The 21,570-nt window shown below is 32.4% G+C and carries 19 protein-coding genes; 15 read left to right on the top strand and 4 right to left on the bottom strand.

The window, feature by feature from the left end; all coding sequences use genetic code 11:
- The 15 genes from AC4FRF_RS07395 to ypfJ all read left to right on the top strand — a co-directional run.
- Nucleotides 1-191, top strand: a 191-nt coding sequence (locus tag AC4FRF_RS07395) for a hypothetical protein (RefSeq protein WP_491158853.1), incomplete at its 5' end; no start/stop codon positions are given.
- A 256-nt stretch (nt 192-447) separates the two neighbouring features.
- Nucleotides 448-1,356 carry a 6-phosphogluconolactonase gene (locus tag AC4FRF_RS07390; protein ID WP_491158852.1) on the top strand — a complete coding sequence of 303 codons (909 nt, stop codon included), beginning with the start codon at nt 448-450 and terminating at the stop codon, nt 1,354-1,356.
- 239 nt (nt 1,357-1,595) lie between these two features.
- Nucleotides 1,596-2,027, top strand: a complete 432-nt coding sequence (locus tag AC4FRF_RS07385; protein ID WP_491158851.1) for a VOC family protein — start codon at nt 1,596-1,598, stop codon at nt 2,025-2,027.
- Between the two features lie 188 nt (nt 2,028-2,215).
- Complete coding sequence (locus tag AC4FRF_RS07380; RefSeq protein ID WP_491158850.1) at nt 2,216-2,602, top strand: nuclear transport factor 2 family protein; 387 nt, start codon at nt 2,216-2,218, stop codon at nt 2,600-2,602.
- Between the two features lie 157 nt (nt 2,603-2,759).
- Nucleotides 2,760-3,209 carry an SRPBCC family protein gene (locus tag AC4FRF_RS07375; protein WP_491158849.1) on the top strand — a complete coding sequence of 150 codons (450 nt, stop codon included), beginning with the start codon at nt 2,760-2,762 and terminating at the stop codon, nt 3,207-3,209.
- A gap of 22 nt (nt 3,210-3,231) precedes the next feature.
- On the top strand, nt 3,232-3,639 hold the full coding sequence (locus tag AC4FRF_RS07370; protein WP_491158848.1) for a VOC family protein: 408 nt from the start codon (nt 3,232-3,234) through the stop codon (nt 3,637-3,639).
- A gap of 191 nt (nt 3,640-3,830) precedes the next feature.
- Nucleotides 3,831-5,129 (top strand): APC family permease, encoded by a 1,299-nt coding sequence (locus AC4FRF_RS07365; RefSeq protein WP_491158847.1) that lies wholly within the window; start codon nt 3,831-3,833, stop codon nt 5,127-5,129.
- A 226-nt stretch (nt 5,130-5,355) separates the two neighbouring features.
- Entirely contained in the window at nt 5,356-6,684 is a 1,329-nt protein-coding gene (locus AC4FRF_RS07360) for a rhamnogalacturonidase (protein ID WP_491158846.1), read from the top strand.
- Between the two features lie 89 nt (nt 6,685-6,773).
- Nucleotides 6,774-8,069, top strand: coding sequence for an acetylxylan esterase (locus tag AC4FRF_RS07355; protein ID WP_491158844.1), 1,296 nt, complete (start codon nt 6,774-6,776; stop codon nt 8,067-8,069).
- A 68-nt stretch (nt 8,070-8,137) separates the two neighbouring features.
- The gene (panB, locus tag AC4FRF_RS07350; protein ID WP_491158843.1) at nt 8,138-8,956 is read left to right on the top strand and encodes a 3-methyl-2-oxobutanoate hydroxymethyltransferase; all 819 of its coding nucleotides are present in this window, start codon (nt 8,138-8,140) and stop codon (nt 8,954-8,956) included.
- A gap of 65 nt (nt 8,957-9,021) precedes the next feature.
- A complete protein-coding gene (locus AC4FRF_RS07345) occupies nt 9,022-9,816 on the top strand; it encodes a glycosyltransferase (protein WP_491158842.1) in 795 nt (264 codons plus the stop codon).
- Between the two features lie 124 nt (nt 9,817-9,940).
- Nucleotides 9,941-10,630 carry an RluA family pseudouridine synthase gene (locus AC4FRF_RS07340; protein ID WP_491158841.1) on the top strand — a complete coding sequence of 230 codons (690 nt, stop codon included), beginning with the start codon at nt 9,941-9,943 and terminating at the stop codon, nt 10,628-10,630.
- A gap of 73 nt (nt 10,631-10,703) precedes the next feature.
- Nucleotides 10,704-11,456 carry a hypothetical protein gene (locus AC4FRF_RS07335; protein ID WP_491158840.1) on the top strand — a complete coding sequence of 251 codons (753 nt, stop codon included), beginning with the start codon at nt 10,704-10,706 and terminating at the stop codon, nt 11,454-11,456.
- Nucleotides 11,457-11,595: 139 nt separating this feature from the next.
- Entirely contained in the window at nt 11,596-15,654 is a 4,059-nt protein-coding gene (locus tag AC4FRF_RS07330) for a PAS domain S-box protein (RefSeq protein WP_491158839.1), read from the top strand.
- A gap of 23 nt (nt 15,655-15,677) precedes the next feature.
- A complete protein-coding gene (gene ypfJ / locus AC4FRF_RS07325; protein ID WP_491158838.1) occupies nt 15,678-16,547 on the top strand; it encodes a KPN_02809 family neutral zinc metallopeptidase in 870 nt (289 codons plus the stop codon).
- Nucleotides 16,548-16,627: 80 nt separating this feature from the next.
- Here ypfJ and AC4FRF_RS07320 read toward each other — a convergent pair whose 3' ends face one another.
- From AC4FRF_RS07320 to AC4FRF_RS07305, 4 genes are all read right to left on the bottom strand, one after another.
- Complete coding sequence (locus AC4FRF_RS07320; protein WP_491158837.1) at nt 16,628-17,941, bottom strand: ammonium transporter; 1,314 nt, start codon at nt 17,939-17,941, stop codon at nt 16,628-16,630.
- 256 nt (nt 17,942-18,197) lie between these two features.
- Nucleotides 18,198-19,271 carry an alanine/ornithine racemase family PLP-dependent enzyme gene (locus tag AC4FRF_RS07315; protein WP_491158836.1) on the bottom strand — a complete coding sequence of 358 codons (1,074 nt, stop codon included), beginning with the start codon at nt 19,269-19,271 and terminating at the stop codon, nt 18,198-18,200.
- Nucleotides 19,271-20,422, bottom strand: coding sequence for an alanine racemase (gene alr / locus AC4FRF_RS07310; RefSeq protein WP_491158835.1), 1,152 nt, complete (start codon nt 20,420-20,422; stop codon nt 19,271-19,273). The genes AC4FRF_RS07315 and alr overlap by 1 nt, the downstream gene beginning before the upstream one ends.
- Nucleotides 20,412-21,566, bottom strand: a complete 1,155-nt coding sequence (locus AC4FRF_RS07305) for an amidohydrolase (RefSeq protein WP_491158834.1) — start codon at nt 21,564-21,566, stop codon at nt 20,412-20,414. The genes alr and AC4FRF_RS07305 overlap by 11 nt, the downstream gene beginning before the upstream one ends.
- Nucleotides 21,567-21,570: the final 4 nt, after the last annotated feature.

Raw genomic sequence — 21,570 nt, 5'->3', positions numbered from 1 at the left:
CGGTACAATTGTTGGTTTTCCTGATAGCGTTTGTTGTTTTCTTCCACTGCATCGGCATACTGGCTGCGGTCTATTTCTCCCACTGGCGCTCGTTTACAACGAGTGCCTACCTACTTCAACAAACAAATCAAAGCGTTTGCAACGCGGTTAAAAAAACTATTATCACAAAATACCCAATTTACAAACGCTAAATTATATCTTAATAATTTAATTAGATACTCGCCGCAGACAAGCACCAGAATTATGGAAAAGCCATCCACTGTCAGTTCGAGAGCAGTCGAGAACCTTTACTTAAAACAAAACATCTCGACTGCGCTCGATGTGACAAAGCACTAAATAAAGTCTGCTGCGATTTGCAAATACTGTAAAATCCCTTTTTTATTCCTATTTTCGTTCCCCGAAATACTCGTTTTCTGGAAAGAACGATTTACAATAAAAAACAATACGATGAATACATTTACGAGAGAGGTAGACAACGAAAATATATGGTTGTCACAAAATAAGCAACAAGAATCTAATTTTATCGATTACGGCATAAACCCTATTGTTCTTAGTAGTGAGGCTGAAGTGGGACAAGCCATGTTACAAGAACTTTACAACACTGCCCAATCCAAAGAAGGTGCTATTAATATTGCTTTACTAGGCGGTAGAGGAGCTCAGGAATTACACCGTTTGCTAGGTGAGTTGGCTAAAACATCAGAAGCAGATGAGCTACTGGCTAGGCTAAATGTGTTTACCCAAGATGCATTGGCTCCTTTAAGCATGGACAATTGTTTTAGTTTTGTTAGGGATTTTGAGCGTATTTTAGGCGATGCTTTTTTCAAAAAAATAAAGAGCTTTACCCCTATGCGCACGGATTCCAAAGATATCGAGTCGGCACTTATTGAATACTTGACTAAATTAGAAGAATTAGGTGGTTTGGATATCTTTTTTATTGGTCATGGTCCAGAAGAAAATCAAGCTTCTCACCTAGCCTACATCAAACCTTTTTCGGGAGCAAAAAGTCATCATATTGCAGGCATAATCCCAATATCCAGCAGTATTTTAGAACACCACATTAGCAAGTTTAAAGCTGGTGGAAGCCTAGTGAATGAAAGTGATGAAAAAGAATGTCGCGCTGCTGAATACATCCTCACTTTAGGGCCTGCTGCAATTTTACAAGCCAAGAAGATTGTTCAATCCGTTGTCGATGCCGACTCTGCTCCTGCTAAAGTCAAAACCTATGCTAACGTGCTTCACACAAAGCTGAGTTCTAATAAAGAGGAAGCAGCACAGCAGTTAAACACCAATCCTGGCTTATGGATAAGATTACACTCTAATACTAAATCATTCGTATTGCCTAATTTAGGTTTGTAATTTCTATCATAATATATAAAAATTCCTAAGCGGATTTGAGATTAAAATACTTATTTAATCCCAAGTCCGCTTTACTATTTGAAATTTAGATAAGCTTGCTTTTTAATTTAGTCAATTAAGAACGTTCGCCCCACAATAAAAACTCTTGACGCATATTCCCTTTTTTTTGACACAATTATACCTTATGTATGTTATAGTTAAATGCTAGCTTTGAATTAACAAATTAAATCTTTAAAATTATGGCACTTATCAATCCTCACATTAACTTCAACGGTAATGCCGAAGAAGCGTTTCATTTTTACAAATCAGTATTTGGTGGAGAATTTGCAAGGATAATACGTTTGAAAGATCTTTCCAGCGATGAATTTCCTGTAGCCGAAAAAGAAGCCAATAAAATCATGCACATTGCTTTACCAATTGGCAAAAACATGTTAATAGGCAATGATGTCCCAGAAAGCATGGGAGTTGTAAATGAAAACGAAAACCGATCTAAAATAGCTATCAGCACCGAAAGTCGTGAAGAAGCAGAAAAATTATTCAATGGTCTTTCAGCTGGCGGAAATATTGAAGTTCCTCTTTGCGACAGTCCTTGGGATTCTTATTTTGGGATGTTTAGAGATAAATTCGGTATCGAATGGATAGTAGATTTTGACACAAAAAACAACGGATAAATCGATTTCAAAAACAACGAATGGTTACCAAATCAGCTCTTGAAGTATTTATTTTTTTATTAGAAATAGCATTTTTTTGTATTTTAGTTTAGCCTAAAAACTCGTTTTAGAAGTTGGAAAATTTAGTATTCAGCGTATACTAAGTATTCTAACTTATACCATATCAATAAAATAATTAAAATATAAATATGATAACAAAAGAAAAGATAGAACTAGCAGTAACCAATTTTGTAAAAGGTGGCGACAATAGCGATGTAGCTGTGTTAGACAAAGTGCTGCACAACGACTTTAGAGTAACCAATAATGGCTTTATGGGGACTTCGGGCGTAACCCTTATTGATAAACAAAAATACCTGTTAAATATTAGAGAAGGTATTTTTGGTGGATTAGCTCGAAAAATGACAATAGAAAGTATCGATTATAGTGAAACAATTGCTATGGTTAAACTTCGCTTAGAAAGTTCCGAAAATCATTTTGTCTCTTATAATTCCTTCGTTTTAGACATTGACAACGAATGGAAACTTATAAATAATCTTGCTGTAGTTGAAGCTAAAAATACTGCTTCAAAAAATTAAAAATGCATCTTAAAGTTTCATGGTTTGGGACCAAGTTCTATTCCAAAGTTAAAAGAAGAATTATCTAAAGTAGATTTGGCATTTAGGAATTAACTAAAAAACGAATATTCTTTATTTTTTATAAAACAGAAAAAAATTAATTTGAAACTAAAAGCTTATGGAAAATAATATTGTAAAGCTGCATCGAGTTTTTGCGGCGCCAGTAGAAAAAGTATATCGAGCATTTACAGATGCTGATGCAATGGCATCTTGGCTACCTCCTTATGGTTTTGTATGTAAGGTACATAACATGGATTTTAAAATTGGTGGTTCATACAAAATGTCATTTCTAAATTTCACAACAGCAAACAGTCATTCTTTTGGCGGTGAATATTTAGAAATTATACCTAATGAACTGCTAAAATATACTGATACATTTGACGATCCAAATTTACCAGGCGAAATGATTACTACAATAACATTTAAAAAAGTCTTATGCGGAACAGAAATATTTGTTTCTCAAGAAGGAATTCCTGAAGCAATACCTACTGAAATGTGTTATTTAGGTTGGCAAGAATCATTAGAAAAACTAAAACGTTTAGTGGAACCTAACATTCCTGATGCATAATTCAAATTAAACACATAACAAAATGGCAAAACAAATATTTATCAATTTAGCAGTTAAAGATCTCCAAAAATCAATGGATTTCTATACTGCATTAGGTTTTACTAATAATCCTCAATTTTCAGATGATCAAGGAAAGTGTATGGTTTGGAGCGAGAATATTTTTGTAATGATTTTGTCTCATGAAAAATTTAAATCTTTTGCAACTAAGCCTATCGCTGACACAAAAACAAAATTGGCTGCACTATACTCTTTATCAGTAGATAGCGTTGAGGAAATAAACCAAATAGTAAATAACGGACTTAATGCAGGCGGTATTGAACCAACCGAAATGAAAGATTATGGTTTTATGCAACAACGAACCATAGAAGATTTAGACGGTCACAGCTGGGAAATTTTTTATATGGACATCACTAAATTCCCTACTGAATAAGCAGCGGATAAAATTCTTTTATCTTTGCTCAATTCAAAAATGATTTTTCAAAAGCCTAAAAGTTAAAGTTTCTTGCACTATTTTTACTAAAACGCTACTTTTTCATTTGAATTTGATTTCTTTTGTTGCAAAAAAAATTATTTTGCATAACTTCGTTTTTTAAGACCTAAATAAGGATTAAACCCAAAAAGATGATAGAAAAAGAAGAAGAATTTAAACGCACCATTGGCGTATTTGGCTTATCGGCTAATATTATGAATGTAATTATTGGTGCAGGAATCTTTGCCTTGCCCGCCATTGTAGCCTCCTCTATGGGAGCATCTAGTATTATTGCTTATGCTTTTTGTGGTATCTTATTGGCACTTATCATGCTGTGTTTTGCCGAAGCTTCGAGCAAAGTTACCCAAACCGGAGGTGTCTATTCTTATATAGAAACGGCTTTTGGACCTTATGCTGGTTTCATAGCTGGAGTTTTTACCGTTATGGGAACCCTGCTTGCCGATGCAGCTGTCTCTAATGCCTTAGTCAATGTTTTGGGTTCAGCACATCCTATATTTGAATTGACATGGATGCGCATATTATTTTTAACTATTGTTTTTTCTGGTTTGGCCTTTGTCAATGTTATTGGGATAAAACAAGGAATTGGATTGGTAAAAATCAATACAATAGCTAAATTAATTCCGTTATTACTATTGGTTATTTTTGGCTGGGAAGCCGTTTCTTTAAACAATTTAACAATTGAAAGCTTTCCTTCTATTCAAGAATTAGGAAAAACCTCTCTGGTTTTATTTTTTGCTTTCCAAGGCTGTGAATCGGGAATTGTGGTTTCGGGTGAAGTAATCAATCCCAAACGCACTATTCCTAAAGCTATTTTCATCAGTATAACTGCTATTGTTATCCTTTATATGTTGATACAAACTGTAGCTCAAGGCGTTTTAGGCAATCAATTACCTCAATTTACAGCTACTCCACTCGCTTCAACGGCTAATGTTATTTTTGGGCCAATTGGTTTTATCATTCTAACGGTAGGAGCTGCTATATCAATGTTTGGTTTTTTGAGTGGCGATATTTTAAACAATCCAAGAACACTTTACGCCTTAGCTCGTGACCGAGTAGTACCAATAAGTGCTTTAGCTAAAATCCATCCAAAGTTTGCTACTCCTTACTTATCCATTATTGTTTATGCTTTGATTGGTTTTTTAATTGCAGCAACTGGTAGTTTTGAAAGCTTAGTTGTTATTGCCAGTAGCTCCATATTAATGGTGTATTTGGGAGTTGTTCTTGCTGTAATTAAATTGCGTTATACGCAGAAATCAAAACCCGATGAATTTACCATTCCAGGTGGCTTAACCGTTCCTATTCTATCCATAGGAATTATTCTTTATTTTTTATCCAATTTATCTCAAAACGAAATCATTGGGACAGTTATTTCAATTGGAATACTAACTGTGATTTATACTTTAATTCGTTTTACGAAAAACAAAAAATAAGTAAAACAATCCCACTTAAAGAACAACAAATTAGGCTAATTAGCCTAATTTGAAGCTAATTATTTTCCATCATCAAGGGTATCCTGCATCAGGTACAGGATGATTATTTGCTCTTAGTTTTCTTATCTTCGTTTATTCCAAAATTTAAACGTTTTGGCTAAACTCAAGATTGAAATAGGCATCCATTTTGAATGACCTAGCATTATATTAACCTTTATTAAACAAAATGAAAAAAATCTATTTATTCATTCTTGCTTTATTAGCAATTACTCCAAAATCATTTTCGCAAAAAAACAATAGCAATCTTTTCCCTGATGGAACAAAAATTCCAACTTGGTTTTTAGATGCTTCTAAAGTCAATCCAAGTGATTTAGGCAAATTCTTTTCTATCACTGATTATGGAGCGGTAAACGACAGCACTCTTGTACAAACAGCAGCTATCCAAAAAACCATTGATGAAGCGTACCGCAATGGCGGTGGAGTGGTTGTGATACCAAAAGGTACTTTTATGAGTGGGGCTTTGTTTTTTAAACCCAACACTCATTTACATGTGTCTGAAGGAGCTGTTTTAAAAGGTTCTGACAACATTAACGATTATCCTTTTATACCATCTCGAATTGAAGGACAAAGTATTGAATATTTTTCTGCTTTAGTAAATGCCTATGGAATAAATGGTTTTACCATTACTGGAAAAGGTACTATTGATGGAAACGGATTGAAATACTGGGAAGCGTTTTGGCAGAGAAGAAAAGAAAACCCTAAATGTACCAATCTTGAAGTATCTAGACCACGTTTAGTATTCATTTGGAAATGTGATAATGTCCAAGTTCAAGATGTAAAACTAAAAAATTCAGGTTTTTGGTCTAGCCACTATTACCAATGCAACAATGTTAAAGTCCTTGATGTACATATTACTTCGCCGCATGCACCTGTAAAAGCACCTAGTACGGATGCTATTGACATTGATGTATGTACTAATATGTTAATTAAAGGTTGCTACATGGCTGTAAATGATGATGCCATTGCTCTAAAAGGAGGAAAAGGACCTTGGGCTGATAAAGATGCTAGCAATGGAGGAAACCAAAACATCATTATTGAAGATTGTGATTTTGGATTCTGTCATGGTGCCTTAACTGTTGGTAGTGAATCCATCTATGATAAAAACATCTTATTACGCAACTGTACTGTTGACAATGCTATTAGACTTTTATGGTTGAAAATGCGTCCAGATACGCCTCAAAAATACGAGTACATTACCGTTGAAAACATAAAAGGTTATGCTAAAAGCATGATTTATGTAAAACCTTGGACACAATTTTTTGATTTGAAAGGTAGAAAAGAAACACCAATATCGTACAGCGATAATATTACTATGAGAAATATTGATATCAAATGCGATATTTTCTACGATATGAAAATTACAGAATACGATAAACTAACAAATTTTACTTTTGAAAACTTAAAAATTGAAGCTAAAGATGATTCTATGGATAAAAGTATTATTACAGGTTTCAAACTTAAAAACGTTGTAGTTAACAACAAAGCAATCAAATAATTACTAGATTCTATTTACATTAGCAATACTAATCAACAAAGGGTATAATATGAATCGTATTATACCCTTTGTAATTTTAATCTTTTAGCATGAAATTAATTTTCTCTTTTATTTTATTTATTGGCTTATGGACTTCAAATGCTATCGCTCAAAACAGTCCGGCTCCTATCAAACTAGTGGATGTGGTATTAACGGCAAACCATCCAGACTGGAACTATAAACTAAATGAAGATGCAACTATAAAAATTAGTGTATTACGTTACGGCTCTCCTATTGAAAATGCGGAAATTGAATACCAATACGGACCAGAACAATTAGCTCCTGAAAAAAAAGGAGTACTTCAATTGAACAATGGAATTGGTGAAATCAATATCGGAACGATGAGTATACCTGGTTTTCGTCAACTGAAAATCCAAACCAAAATTGATGGTTATGTGTATAAAAATGAAATCAAAGCGGCTTATGCTCCTTTTGAAATTAAACCTACAGTAAATTTGCCTAAAGATTTTGAAGCTTTTTGGGATAAAGCCAAAGCTGAAAACAATAAAATCCCCATGGATGCTGTAGTCACGCATAAACCAGAGTTATCAACCGCTACCGTAGATGTATATTTGGTTCGATTGCAGAATTATAAATTAGGACATTATTTTTACGGCTATTTGAGTAAACCAAAAGACAATGAGAAACATCCCGTATTATTCAATCCTCCAGGAGCTGGTGTCAAAAAAATAGTTCCACTACCCTCTTACGCCGATCAAGGATTTATTAGTTTTACAACTGAAATTCACGGAGTTTCTCCTGAAATTACTGAAAACGATTTCCAAGAAGTAAAATCGAAATTAAACGATTATTGGGCTATCAATCTAGAAGATAAAAACAACTATTATTACAAAAGTGTCTATTTAGGTTGTGTTCGCGCGATTGATTTTTTGACCAGTCTTCCAGAATTTGACCAAAAAAACGTAGCAGTAACCGGCGGAAGCCAAGGCGGCGCACTTACAATGGTAACGGCAGGAATCGATGAAAGAGTCAATTATATTGCTGCCTTTTATCCTGCACTTTGTGATAATAGCGGTTATTTATACCATCGTGCGGGTGGATGGCCTTCTATGTTTAGCGATAAGTACCAAAATAACAGTCCTCAAAAAATTAAAACGATGGAATATTATGATGTGGTCAATTTTGCTAAAAAAATCAAAGTTCCGGGTTTTTATTCTGCTGGTTATAATGATAATACCTGCTCGCCTACATCAACGCTTTCGGCATTCAATTCGGTAACTGCTGCTAAAGAAATTGTTATTACGCCTATTTCAGGACATTGGCGATTTGGTGAAACCAATGACAAATCCATCAAATGGATGCAGGAGAAATGTGGGATTGAATAGTTAAATTAGTATTTCTACATCTCATACAAAATTGTTTTACTACTTTTGCAGTTCCAAAATTTATAAATATGTCAACAGCAAAAAAAGACTATAAAAAAATCACTACAAAGTCCTTAATCGATATGAAAGCGCAAGGAGAAAAAATCTCCATGTTAACCGCTTACGATTTTACTATGGCTAAAATTGTAGATTCGGCTGGAATCGATGTGATTTTGGTGGGAGATTCTGCTTCAAATGTAATGGCGGGACACGAAACAACCTTGCCTATTACCTTAGACCAAATGATTTATCATGCTTCTTCAGTAGTAAGAGGAGCTAATAGGGCTTTGGTAGTAGTTGATTTGCCTTTTGGAAGTTATCAGTCGGATTCAAAAGAAGCTTTGCGTTCAGCTATCAGAATCATGAAAGAAAGTGGCGGTCACGCAGTAAAATTAGAAGGTGGAAAAGAAATCAAAGAATCCATCAAAAAAATTCTAAACGCAGGAATTCCGGTAATGGGACACTTAGGATTAACCCCTCAGTCTATATATAAATTTGGTACTTATACCGTAAGAGCTAAAGAAGAAGAAGAAGCTCTTAAATTAATTGAAGATGCTAAACTCTTAGAAAAAATAGGTTGTTTTGCCTTAGTTTTAGAAAAGATTCCTGCCAAATTAGCCCAACAAATTGCCGAAAGTATTTCTATTCCCGTTATTGGAATTGGAGCTGGTTCGGGTGTAGACGGACAAGTTTTAGTAATTCATGATATGCTAGGTATGAATAACGAATTCAGTCCACGATTTTTACGTCGTTATATGAATCTTTACGAAGGAATGACTAATGCGGTAAGTCAATACGTAGAAGATGTAAAGTCGAAAGACTTCCCTAACGAGAAAGAACAATATTAACTTTTTCTTAAACTCTATATAAAGTAGTAGTTCTTAGGTAAATCTATATTTACCAAAAAAAAGAAATGCTCGAAATATCAAAAACCTTTATTGTCATTCCTTGTTATAATGAAGAAAATGCTATTTCGAGCATTGAATATTCGCTTTTTTTAAAATCTTATCCCGAAGCTTCCGTTTGTTTTGTAAATGATGGTTCTAAGGATAACACTTTAGAGGTTTTAAAAAAACTCCAACAACAATTTCCGGAACAAATAGAATTACTTTCCTTATCCAAAAACAGCGGTAAAGCCGAAGCTGTAAGAAAAGGGATTTTACATTGTACTTCTAAAAGCAAGTTTAAATATATCGGTTACCTTGATGCCGATTTAGCAACAACTTTAGAAGAATTTATGCTTGTAAAAAACAATTTAGAAAATGATATTGTTTTTTGTTTTGGTTCCCGAATTCGAAAAATAGGTTCTACCATTAGTCGTGAAAACAGTCGTTTTCTTATTGGAAGGGTTATAGCTACTTTTATATCTAATATTTTGGATCTAAAAGTATATGATACCCAATGTGGCTGTAAAGTGTTTACCAAAGAAATAGCTAAATTATTATTCCAAAAAGAATTTATATCCAAATGGCTTTTTGATGTCGAACTATTTTTTAGAATGATTAAATATTTTGGTAAAGAAAGTGCCTTAAAAAAAATGAATGAAATTCCGTTGAAATCATGGATTGAAAAAGGAAATTCAAAAGTTAAACCAGCTTATTTTTTCAAACTTTGGCTGGATTTATACGCAATTAAAAAAGAATACCGTCAAAAAACGCACAGCTATCAAAACTTTGGCAGCAAAATTCAATCCCACTCATTTGAATAAACAGTTGTTTTTTTTTGTTACGAATTAATTATTTGAAATTATTCTCAACTTTTACTGTCTTTAGTGCATTAGCATCAAATAACAATTTTAAAACTGTTATTTTTGCATTCAAATAAAGCAATTAATGAAAGAAGTTTCTAATAAAAATAATCTTCAGGTTTTACACGAAGACAATCATATTATTGTAGTAAACAAACGTGTAGGTGATATTGTTCAGGGTGATAAAACAGGTGACAAACCACTTAGCGAAGTCGTAAAAGAATACATCAAAGACAAATACAATAAACCCGGCGAAGTGTTTCTTGGTGTGGTTCACCGTCTGGACAGGCCAACAACAGGAATTGTAGTTTTTGCACGAACTTCTAAAGCTTTAACAAGACTAAATGATTTGTTTAAAAATAGAGAAACTCAAAAAACCTATTGGGCTATTGTAAAAAACAAACCTGCACAAAAAGAAGGGAAACTGGTTCATTACATTAAAAGAAATGAAAAAAACAATACTTCAAAAGCACATCTTAAAGAAGTTCCTGATAGTAAATTAGCTAGTTTAGATTATACGGTTATTAAAGAACTTAATAATTACAGTGCTTTAGAAATTAATTTACACACTGGAAGACATCATCAAATCAGAGCGCAGCTGGCCGCTATTGGTTCCCCAATAAAAGGCGATTTGAAATATGGTTTTGACAGAAGCAATCCTGATGGCGGAATTCATTTACATGCTAGAAAATTAGTTTTTATTCATCCAGTTACTAAAGAATCATTAACTATTACTGCACCTACTCCCAATGATGTTATTTGGAATGCTATTTAATTAGTATTTTGGATTCCTTTACAAAACATTAAATTTACATTTTTAAAACACAAAAACTTTCTTTTATAAACTTATGAAATCAAATAGAGAACAAATTCAAGAATTAAAATCCAACGGTTATTCATTAAATTTTGAAACGGTTTTCAACCTTGCTTTCGAAAACTATAAAAAAATTGTCGTATATGCCGGATTATTACTTTTGGTTTCAACCATATTATTCGGAATAATAGCCACTATAATTATAGCTTCTACTTATGGGATTCAAAATTTTCAAGAGTTTATGAAACCTGAAAATTTAAATACTAAAAAATTTTCTGATGAGTTTTTGCTTATTTATATTTCAAGCATAACCTTATTTAGTTGTATTATAACTCCCTTTTTTGCTGGACTAATTAAAATGGCTCATTGTGCCGAAATTGATGAAGAATTTCATGTTTCAACTGCTTTTCAATATTATAAGTTTAAGTATTTTAAAGAATTGTTTTTAGCAACTTTTATAGTGTCACTATTTAACATAGGAGTATCTTCAATTCTAAATACTACGGGATTACCACAATTAGGATTTATAGCTTCAATGACAGTTTCTTTCTTCAGTATTCTTTACATCCCCTTAATTATATTTAGTGATTTTAAAGCTATAGAAGCCATTAACACCAGTATTAGTCTTGTGTCCAAACAACCATTATTACTTTTAGGACTTATGATTATTACTTATTTATTTGTTGCTGTAGGCTTTTTTATGTTTTTAATTGGGCTCTTTTTTACCGTTCCTTTTTTATACTCTATGTATTATGCAATATATAGCTCTATAATTGATTTTAAATAAGTTGCTTTTTTATTAGCTTTAGCTTTTTATTGCTGTTTTTTGTAATTACTGTGCGTTTTTCCTTCAAATATTGCTATTTTTAACATAATTTCACAGTCTGAAATTTTTTAAAAAAAATTAGCTTTTAACCCCTGGAAAAATGATACTAATCCGTAGTTTTTTGTTGCAAATGCTCATAAATAATAATTTTGGAGGTACAGCAAATTTTTCGTCTATTAACATGTTTGACATCATGGATCAATTGCCCATCGATAAAAACCTTTATCGAACCATTGTTCCTTTTATATTTTTGGGTATTTTTTTATTGATTTATAAGTTCCATAAAATAAAATATACTATTGGTAATAAATTCATTAAAAATTATACCCCTGAAAACTCAGAGAAAAAAGAATTTCAGCTCTATTTTTTATTTCTAGGACTCATTGTCTTTATCTTAGAATTAACTTTTGAGTTTTTTAAGTTAAGACCCAAAAGCATGTTAATAACCAATTTAAGCATTTCTTTTGTTCTGATGGCTATTGCTTATATTAGTACAAAATCTGATTTTGTTTTTCAAAATATTAAAAAAATATTCCGAGTTGTATTCTTTGTTGCCTTTCTCAATGTGTGTAGAAATGTTGTTCAATTAAGTAGCGATAATATTCCTTTTTTAAGTTTTTTACTCTTTATTTATTTTTCTTACACCACCTTAAAACCACACAAACTATATTGGTTCTTTATCTTTTTTGTATTTGCATTTCTTATTAGTATTTCTCTATTAAAACTGGCACCCCTAAACAGAGTAACCGTAATTTTCAATTACACTTTAATAGTTGTTTTTATCAATTACATTCGGCATATGTCTCTTCAGGATTTGAATGATAAATTTCAGTTTAACAACCAAATCATCAATAAAGGTAATTCGCTGATTATGGCAAAAAACAGAAACAATAAAATTGTTTTTTGCAGTGAAAATGTCAAATCTATTTTGGGCTATTCAGTCGAAGAAGTTATGGGTTTTGGTTATTATCAATTAACCGATAATCCTGAAAAAACAGCAACTGAATCATTTGAAAGTCAAATAAACGACAAAATATTTGTTAGAAAACTAAAATGCAAAAACGGAGAATTCAAATTCATTCAATGGAAAAACAAACAATTTTCTGAGGATTTAATTATTGGTATTGGTCAGGATATTACCAATGAGATCCAAATACAAAATCAATACAAAAACCTAATTCAAAATGCACAGGATTTTATTTATGAAATTGATTTAAAAGGTAACATTGTTTTTGTTAACAATTACACGCTAATGACTTTAGGTTATACAGAAAAGGAAATTTTAAACCACCATTTTGCTAGCTTTATTCGAAAAGATTACATCGCTATTCTAGATACATTTTACAAAAACAATCCCGAAAACACATTAGAGTTCCCTGAATTAGAAATCCCTTACCTAAAAAAAAATGGAGAAACGATCTGGGTAGCTCAAAAGGTAATGATTAGCCGCAATGATTTAGGAAAAACAACTGGTTATTCCAGCATTGCCCGCGATATTACTTTTATTAAAAACATTGATTTTGAAAAACAAAAAAGAAATGAAAAGAACAAAAAATATACGGAAAGTTTAAAAAACTTAAATGCCAAAAGTTATTCTACAGACGAAACATTAGAAAACAAGTTAAAATCAATTCTAGAAAATACTACCACAACTATAGAAGCTAACAGGGCTAGTTATTGGGAATATATGGAGGATAAAATTAGTTGTCTTCAAGCCTATGATTTGAAAAAAAATGAATTTGCAAGTGGCATGGTTTTATCCAAAGAGCAATATCCAAACTTCTTTTTATCAATTGAAAACAAAACCCCTTTAGTCGCTTCCAATGTCAAAAACAACTCCATAGCCAGGGAATTATATCCTGATTCCACTCCGGAAGAAAACCAAATCTATTCTGTTATAAAAACACCTGTTTTTATCAATGGTGAATTAGTTGGATTGGTTTGTATAGAAACTACCGATACTATTAAGCAATGGGACAATGAAGACATTAACTTTTCAAGGGCAATTTCCGATAGTATTGCTATAGCATTCGAGTCTAAAAAAAGACTTGAAGTAGAACAAAAACTAACCTATAAAAGTGATTTGCTTACAGCAATGAACTTATGTACCGAACGCTTTTTGAATGTAAAAAATATCGATCAGGTTTTTACAGATGTACTTATTATTATTGGAAAAGCCACCAAATCCTATCGCAGTTTTTATTACCAAAATAATCCTGACAACGAAACGATTAGTCAAAAATACCGCTGGACTGATGGTTTTGAAGAATTAACTCCAATAAATCCTGCCTATCAAAACCTCCCTTACCCCTTTTTTGAAGAATTATTACCCCCATTAGTCGAAAATAAAATCTATTGTAATACGCTTTCAAAAATAAAAAGTGATAGTTTAAAACAAAAATTGAAAGCCTTAAAAACAGGCTCAATTATTCTTTTACCCATATTTGTCAAAAATAAATTTCATGGTTTTTTAGGTTTAAATGATTTAGATGAAGATCGTATTTGGGCCGAGGATGAAGTTCGAATTTTACAAACATTAACTATGAATATTGGCTCTTCAATCGAACGAATTGAAACTGAAATTGCCGTATTTGAAAGTGAAGAAAAATTTCGATTATTAGCCAACAACATCCCTGGAACAGTTTATCTTTCAGAAAATGACGAAAATTACAGCAAAATATATCTAAACGATGAAATTGAAAAACTAACCGGATATCCAAAAGAAGATTTCTTAGAAAAAAGAATCCGATTTAAAGATTTAATACACCCAGAAGATGTAGAAAAAACGCTAAACAAATCGGCTCAAAAATTATCCCAGCAAAAAGCTTTTCATCTTAGTTATCGCATTATCAACAAAAACAAAGAAATTGTTTGGATTGATGAATTTATTGATACGGTAGTTAAAAACGGGGAAATTAAATACATTGAAGGTATTATGCTTGACATCAGTAAACGTAAAGATGTTGAGAAAGCAATAAAGGAAAAAGAATATGCTGAAACAGCTAACAAAGCTAAATCGGAATTCTTAGCCAATATGAGTCACGAAATAAGAACACCTCTAAATGGAATTATTGGTTTTACTGATTTATTAATGAAAACAAAACTGGATGATATTCAGGAAAAACACATGATTACCGTTAACCAATCAGCTCATACTCTACTAGAAATTGTAAATGATATTTTGGATTTTTCAAAAATTGAAGCCGGTAAACTCGAACTCCACATAGAAAAACAAGCTGTTAATGAATTAATGACTCAAGTTATCGATTTAATTCAATATGAAGCTAATCAAAAAAACTTAGCATTAGCATTGAATATTCATAAAAATGTGCCTCATTATTTTTGGATAGACATTGTTAGAATCAAACAAGTATTGATGAACCTTTTGTCTAATGCCGTTAAATTCACCGAAATAGGGAGTGTGAAATTAGAAATAAGTGTAAAAGAAATTTTAAACGATTCGCAAACAAAAATTCGTTTTTCAGTAATTGATACAGGAATCGGTATAGCAGAACATAATCAGAAAAAAATATTTAAAGCTTTTTCACAGGAAGATAGTTCAACCACCAAAAAATTTGGTGGAACAGGATTAGGGTTAACTATTTCGAATAAACTTTTAAATCTAATGGACAGCCGTTTAAAACTTAAAAGTGAAATAGGAAAAGGAAGTTGCTTTTATTTTGATATCGATTTAAAAACAAACAACCAATTAATAGAAGATAAACTTCAAGAAAAAAATACTTTTATTTCGGATAATATTAATTTAGTAAACATCAATCCTAAGTTAGAAAACATAAAAATATTACTGGTTGAGGATAATAAAATAAATATGTTATTACTCAAAACCATATTAAAAAACTGTCTGCCTGGTGCTATCATTTTTGAAGCTTCAAACGGACTTGAAGCAACAGAACAGTTTGAAGAAATTCTTCCGGATATTATTTTTATGGATATTCAAATGCCGATAATGAATGGTTATGAAGCTAGTCAAATTATTAGAAAATTAAAGTCTGGTAAAGATGTACCAATCATAGCAATTACTGCTGGTACGGAAAAAGAAGAAAAAAACAAATGTCTCGAAATGGAAATGAATGACTATATTTCGAAACCTATCGTAAAAGGAATTATTGAAAAAACCCTGAGAAAATGGGTAAACTAAAGAGTAACTAAAAACACACTATTATGAAATGGAAAGGTAGAAGACAAAGTAACAATGTTGACGATCGCAGAGGAATGTCCTCCGGAGGAAAAACAATTGTAGGCGGTGGAATCCTTGGAATTATCATTTTATTATTAAATGTCTTTGGAGGTGAAAATGGACAAATGATAGCTCCTGTATTAGAACAATTTAACCAAGGGCAAAACCAAGCAACTACAGAACAAAGAGACTTAACAAAAGAAGAATTAGAAGAACAAGCCTTTGTAAAAACAATTCTAGCCGATAATGAAGATGTATGGTCTAAAATATTTGAAGAAAACAATTTACAATACAAAAAACCAACTATTGTCTTATTTAGTGGTGCAGTTCAAACAGCTTGTGGAAACGCAACTTCAGATTCAGGCCCTTTTTATTGTCCAGGAGACCAAAAAGTCTATATGGATTTGACCTTTTTTGAAGAACTAAAAACAAGGTTTGGAGCAAAAGGAGGAGATTTTGCTACCGCTTATGTTATTGCACATGAAATAGGTCATCATGTACAAACCTTACTGGGAACATCAGCTAAAATGAGAAAAATGCAACAAGGAAAATCTAAGGCTGAAGCCAATAAATTATCTGTTGCGCTAGAACTTCAAGCCGATTTTTATGCGGGAGTTTGGACACATTACAATCAAGAAATGAATAATATGCTTGAAGAAGGTGATATTGACGAAGCTTTAAGTGCTGCTCATGCCGTGGGTGATGATGCTATTCAAGCCAAAATGCAAGGGCACATTGTTCCTGAATCTTTTACTCATGGAACTTCTGAACAACGTAAATATTGGTTTATGAAAGGATATAAATCAGGTGACATCAAACAAGGAACTACTTTTGAAGAATTAGGATTGTATTAATTGTTTTTTTATAAAACAAAAAAAAGCTTAGTTGACTCCAACTAAGCTTTTTTGTTTTATTCTTATTTCTAAAGTAGTAATTACAAATACTCTCCGTGTTGAGAGATATCTAATCCTAATTCTTCTTTGTCTTCAGTAACTCTTAAAGGAGTGATTTTATTTACGATGAAAAATAAAGCATAAGAACTCACAAAAGCAAATACTGATACAATAATCAATGCTGTAAATTGATGAATAAATAAAGTCGATTCTCCAAAGATAAGTCCTTGATCAGTAACCGCTGGATTTACTTCTTTAGAAGCAAAAACTCCAGTTAACAACATACCTACCATACCACCAACACCGTGACACGCAAATACATCTAAAGCATCATCAATTCTTCCTTTTGGAAATTTGCTAACCATAAAATTACTTACAAGACTACTAAATAATCCGATAAAGATAGCATGTGGTAAACTTACAAATCCAGCAGCAGGAGTAATAGCTACTAAACCTACAACTGTACCAATACAAGCACCCATAGCCGATAATTTATGACCTAAAATTTTATCCATAAATACCCAAGCCATACCAGCAGCAGCAGCAGCAACAGTAGTTGTTCCTAAGGCTTGAACTGCTAAGTCATTAGATCCCAAAGCTGAACCAGCGTTGAAACCAAACCATCCAAACCATAATAAACCTGTTCCTAATAAAACATAAGTAATACGAGCTGGATTTACTTTTTGAACTTTTCTTTTTCCTAAGAACATTGCTCCAGCAAGAGCAGCCCATCCTGCACTCATGTGCACTACAGTACCTCCTGCAAAATCTAATACTCCCATTTGGAAAAACAATCCATCAGGATGCCAAGTCATGTGACACAATGGAGCATATATCAATAAAATAAACAATACCATGAATAACATATAAGCCCAAAAACGAATTCTTTCGGCAAAAGCTCCTGTAATTAAAGCAGGGGTAATGATTGCGAACTTAGCTTGAAACAAAGCAAATAACATAAATGGAATTGTAGGTGCTAAGCTCCAGGCAGTGTGAGTTCCTACTCCTTGAAACATAGGGTAAGTTGTTGGATCTCCAATAATTCCACCAATACTAGTTCCAAAAGACAAACTAAATCCAATTACAATCCATAACACTGTTACAATAATCATTGCCATAAAACTTTGCAACATCGTACTGATGACATTTTTTTTACCAACCATACCTCCGTAAAAGAAACCTAATCCAGGAGTCATGATTAAAACTAATGCTGTAGCAACAATCATCCAAGCTGTATCACCGGTATCAAATGCAACAGTTTCAGAAGGAACTGGATTTCCAGTTAAAATAAAACTAGAAAATAGTGTAACGATTAACAATGCAATCATAATTACACTTAAACTTATTTTTCTCATTCTTTTTGTGGGTTTAAATTTTTTGACAAAAATATAAAACTAAGAATACCCCCCATTAAAAATACCCCTAAATATTTTCATTTTTATCATTTATATAGTTTACCCCCTAAAATTTTAAGGTTAAGAATCATTATAAGTTCAAAAAATAACGATTTATTAAATTTCAATTAATAAAAAACTACTTTTTATACGATTTCATTAATTTAATTTACAGAAAAAACCTATAAACCTTGCTATTTCGCAATTCAAAAAAGCTTTAACCAATCGTTTTTTCAATATAATCCGAATTTAATAAATAAAGAGCTCCCATATATTTTAAATTAAAAGAAACCAAATCACCAATTTTATACTTCTTTTTAGAATGACTAATATCGATGACTAACATATCCGAACTGGCATCAATAATAGTAATATCCTCATCTTCGGGACTAATGTACTGAGGCTGCATATCTAACAGACCAATATCTAATATAGCCCTCAATGAAGTACTACTAAAATCCTCCGTTTGCTCCATCGAAAAGGTATTACCAGATACATTTTCACCCAATTCTCCAGTTGGTGTATCCGGTTTTTCGGTAATCTCAATAATTTCAGTGTACAATTTAAAAACATCATTGTGCATGCCTTCAATGGTTTCACCAGTAAATAAGTCTTTTCCAAAAAATAAGGCTTCTCCAATTCTAAAATGATTTACCGCCATAGGTCGTGCATTCTTTAAAATCAAAGGCACAGCTACAGAAGTTCCTCCTGATACCCACGGAATCTCAATATTAAATTTGGCTTCAATCAATTGTTTGTACAAACTCAATTGTATCAATTTATCCTGAGTTGGCATAACCCCGCTCAAACAATTCAAATTGGTTCCAATACCACGAATCTCAATATTTGGTAACCTTAGTACATTTCCATAAAATTCTACTAACTCCTCTCCCATGACACCTTCACGCAAATCTCCCATTTCAATCATAATAATGATTTTATGAACCTTATTTTGCTTTTGAGCTTCTTTAGAAAGTAATTGAATCGTATATATTTCAGTATTAAAACTTACATCGGCATAACGAACAATGCTTTCAATACTTCTTTTAGCTGGTGGTTTTATATATACAGTTTGGATATCAGGATTTAGCGATTTTATTTTTTTTAGATTACTCGCTCTCGAATCGTGAATTTCATTGACTCCTAAAGCAATAATTTCTTTAAGGTAAATTTCGTTTCCACACAACATCTTAGAGACTACTCCCCATTGAATATTTCTGGATTTAAAAATAGCATCTAAGAATTGATAATTCTCTTTTAATTTTTCTCTATATAATTTTACAAATGCCATTAGTCTATAATTTTTCTTGGAATTGTTTTTGAAATCCTGGTTAATAATTCATAATTCAATTGATTACTATAATCACTAAAAGAGGCAATAGATATAGCTAGTTGTTCTTGGTTTCCTATCAACACCACTTCGTCATTTTTTTTAACATTTTCAATATCAGTCACATCAACTGCTACCATATTCATTGTTACCAAACCTACAACCATACAGCGTTGTCCTTGAATAAGTACCCGACCATGATTACTCAACGACCTACTATATCCGTGAGCATAACCAATAGGAATTACAGCAATTTTCATATTTTTCTTAGCCATAAAACTCGTTCCATAACCTATAAATTCAGCAGTTTTTACCTTTTTAATACTCATTATTGCACTCTTCCAAGTAATAATGCGATGCAAAGGATCTGTTTTTATTTTTTTAGAATTCAAATAAGTGATAAAAACCTCCTGACTGGGCCATAAACCATATTGCATAATTCCAATTCGTACTAAATTCATTCTGGTTTCAGGAAACATTATCGAAGCCGCTGAACAAGCCGAATGTATTATTTCTGGTTTCAATTCTTTTTCGGATAAATACTGGCGTATTTCTTCAAAACGTTTAATTTGATTTGCTACTCTATAATAATTAGCAATACTTTCGGCTCCGGCATAATGTGTACAAAGTCCTTTAAAAACAAGTTGTTCATTTTCTTTTTTCAAAATAGCAATTACATCATTCAATTCGCTTTTTCCAAAACCGGTTCTATTCATTCCGGTTTCAATTTCAACATGAATAATTGCTTTCTTTTTAAGTTTTCGAGCCATTTTACAAGCACTCATCAGCCTTTTTTTATCAAAAACAAAAAACTCAATCTCGTTATTGATAATCCATTCTAAATCTTCGTCAGATACAAATCCCATAATCATAATAGGAACTTTACGTTCTAATGCCGCTTTAACTTGTCGGGCTTCATCTGCGTCAAAAACAGAAAAATGATTGACTCCACATGCTGATGCCATAACAACAAATTCGGCAATTCCATGCCCATAAGCATTTCCTTTGACAACAGAAGAAAGTATAATTTTCTTTCCAAAAAGCTGTTTTAGAAAATCTATATTTTTTTGATAAGCCGCACGGCTCAACTCTATAATGGAATTAGTTTGCATTTGTAATTTGTTTACTTATATTATAAAATACACGGATTCCTGTAGGTATTATATCATCTGGAAAATCGTAATCAGGATGATGAAGCGCAGCGGTTTCTGTACCGGAACCAATACCAAACATAGCGCCCGGATATTTTTGGGTAAACAAGCCAAAATCTTCTCCCCAAGTAAAAGGAGTCTCTTTTTCTTGTAACTCTAAATGATAATTTTGAGCTGCTTTTCGAACACAATCAACCATCTTTGGATTATTCTCATTGGCTTGAAAGGTTTGAATCCAGTCTATAGTACATTCTAATTGGTTGGTAGCAGCTATATTTTTTACTTTTTCTTCTAATAGTTTGGAAATGTGCTTCATTCTTGCATTACTATCACTTCTAACAGTAAAATGGACTTCGCCTGCACCAGCCGAAACGCCATAAGCCTTTTCTCCCATTTGAATATAAATTGGAGTAATCAAACAATAATCTTTTTGAACTATTTGAGGTTGAATGTATTGATTGAACTCTGAAACAATAGAGGCTATTGCTAATGCTGGATTTACACCGTTTTCAGGTTCAGCAGCATGAGCTACAATCCCTTTAAATTGAATAATCATACTGCTAACGGCGCAACTAAATGTATTGTTTTTAACTACAATTTGATTGCTGGTATATCCGGGTAAGTTGTGTAAGGCAAAAACATAATCGGGTTTTAGTATTGAAAATTTTTCGTCTGCAATCACTTTTTGTGCACCACTTCCATCTTCTTCTGCCGGTTGAAACAACAAAATTACCGTCCCCGTTTTTGGTCTTTCATAATGCAATTGGATTGCCAAACCGCATAAAATAGTCATATGTCCGTCATGCCCACATTTATGCGAAACTCCTTCATTGAGCGAATGATGTGTTCTTTTTTTATCTTCCTCTATGGCTAAAGCATCTAATTCGGCTCTAAACAACACTTTTTTACCTGATTTTTTAGCTTTGTAAAAAGCTGCAATTCCAGTATTTCCTAAATTGCTAATTATTTCATCAGGAGGAAATTGTTCTAAAAAAGACAAAATTCGCTGTGCGGTGGTTACTTCTTTTCCTGAAATCTCAGGATATTGATGCAACTCTTTACGCAACGAGACCAGTCGATCCAAATATTGATTAAAATATTCCATTTTG

This window comes from Flavobacterium sp. ST-158, from assembly GCF_058309975.1.
The sequence above is the reverse complement of the archived record's forward strand: the minus strand, read 5'-3'. Positions and strand labels throughout refer to the sequence as shown.

What these genes read in the sequence shown, in the direction of transcription:
- AC4FRF_RS07390 (WP_491158852.1), top strand. Translation starts at nt 448, where the DNA reads ATGAATACATTTACGAGAGAGGTAGACAACGAAAATATATGGTTGTCA.
- AC4FRF_RS07385 (WP_491158851.1), top strand. Translation starts at nt 1,596, where the DNA reads ATGGCACTTATCAATCCTCACATTAACTTCAACGGTAATGCCGAAGAA.
- AC4FRF_RS07380 (WP_491158850.1), top strand. Translation starts at nt 2,216, where the DNA reads ATGATAACAAAAGAAAAGATAGAACTAGCAGTAACCAATTTTGTAAAA.
- AC4FRF_RS07375 (WP_491158849.1), top strand. Translation starts at nt 2,760, where the DNA reads ATGGAAAATAATATTGTAAAGCTGCATCGAGTTTTTGCGGCGCCAGTA.
- AC4FRF_RS07370 (WP_491158848.1), top strand. Translation starts at nt 3,232, where the DNA reads ATGGCAAAACAAATATTTATCAATTTAGCAGTTAAAGATCTCCAAAAA.
- AC4FRF_RS07365 (WP_491158847.1), top strand. Translation starts at nt 3,831, where the DNA reads ATGATAGAAAAAGAAGAAGAATTTAAACGCACCATTGGCGTATTTGGC.
- AC4FRF_RS07360 (WP_491158846.1), top strand. Translation starts at nt 5,356, where the DNA reads ATGAAAAAAATCTATTTATTCATTCTTGCTTTATTAGCAATTACTCCA.
- AC4FRF_RS07355 (WP_491158844.1), top strand. Translation starts at nt 6,774, where the DNA reads ATGAAATTAATTTTCTCTTTTATTTTATTTATTGGCTTATGGACTTCA.
- panB (WP_491158843.1), top strand. Translation starts at nt 8,138, where the DNA reads ATGTCAACAGCAAAAAAAGACTATAAAAAAATCACTACAAAGTCCTTA.
- AC4FRF_RS07345 (WP_491158842.1), top strand. Translation starts at nt 9,022, where the DNA reads ATGCTCGAAATATCAAAAACCTTTATTGTCATTCCTTGTTATAATGAA.
- AC4FRF_RS07340 (WP_491158841.1), top strand. Translation starts at nt 9,941, where the DNA reads ATGAAAGAAGTTTCTAATAAAAATAATCTTCAGGTTTTACACGAAGAC.
- AC4FRF_RS07335 (WP_491158840.1), top strand. Translation starts at nt 10,704, where the DNA reads ATGAAATCAAATAGAGAACAAATTCAAGAATTAAAATCCAACGGTTAT.
- AC4FRF_RS07330 (WP_491158839.1), top strand. Translation starts at nt 11,596, where the DNA reads ATGATACTAATCCGTAGTTTTTTGTTGCAAATGCTCATAAATAATAAT.
- ypfJ (WP_491158838.1), top strand. Translation starts at nt 15,678, where the DNA reads ATGAAATGGAAAGGTAGAAGACAAAGTAACAATGTTGACGATCGCAGA.
- AC4FRF_RS07320 (WP_491158837.1), bottom strand. Translation starts at nt 17,941, where the DNA reads ATGAGAAAAATAAGTTTAAGTGTAATTATGATTGCATTGTTAATCGTT.
- AC4FRF_RS07315 (WP_491158836.1), bottom strand. Translation starts at nt 19,271, where the DNA reads ATGGCATTTGTAAAATTATATAGAGAAAAATTAAAAGAGAATTATCAA.
- alr (WP_491158835.1), bottom strand. Translation starts at nt 20,422, where the DNA reads ATGCAAACTAATTCCATTATAGAGTTGAGCCGTGCGGCTTATCAAAAA.
- AC4FRF_RS07305 (WP_491158834.1), bottom strand. Translation starts at nt 21,566, where the DNA reads ATGGAATATTTTAATCAATATTTGGATCGACTGGTCTCGTTGCGTAAA.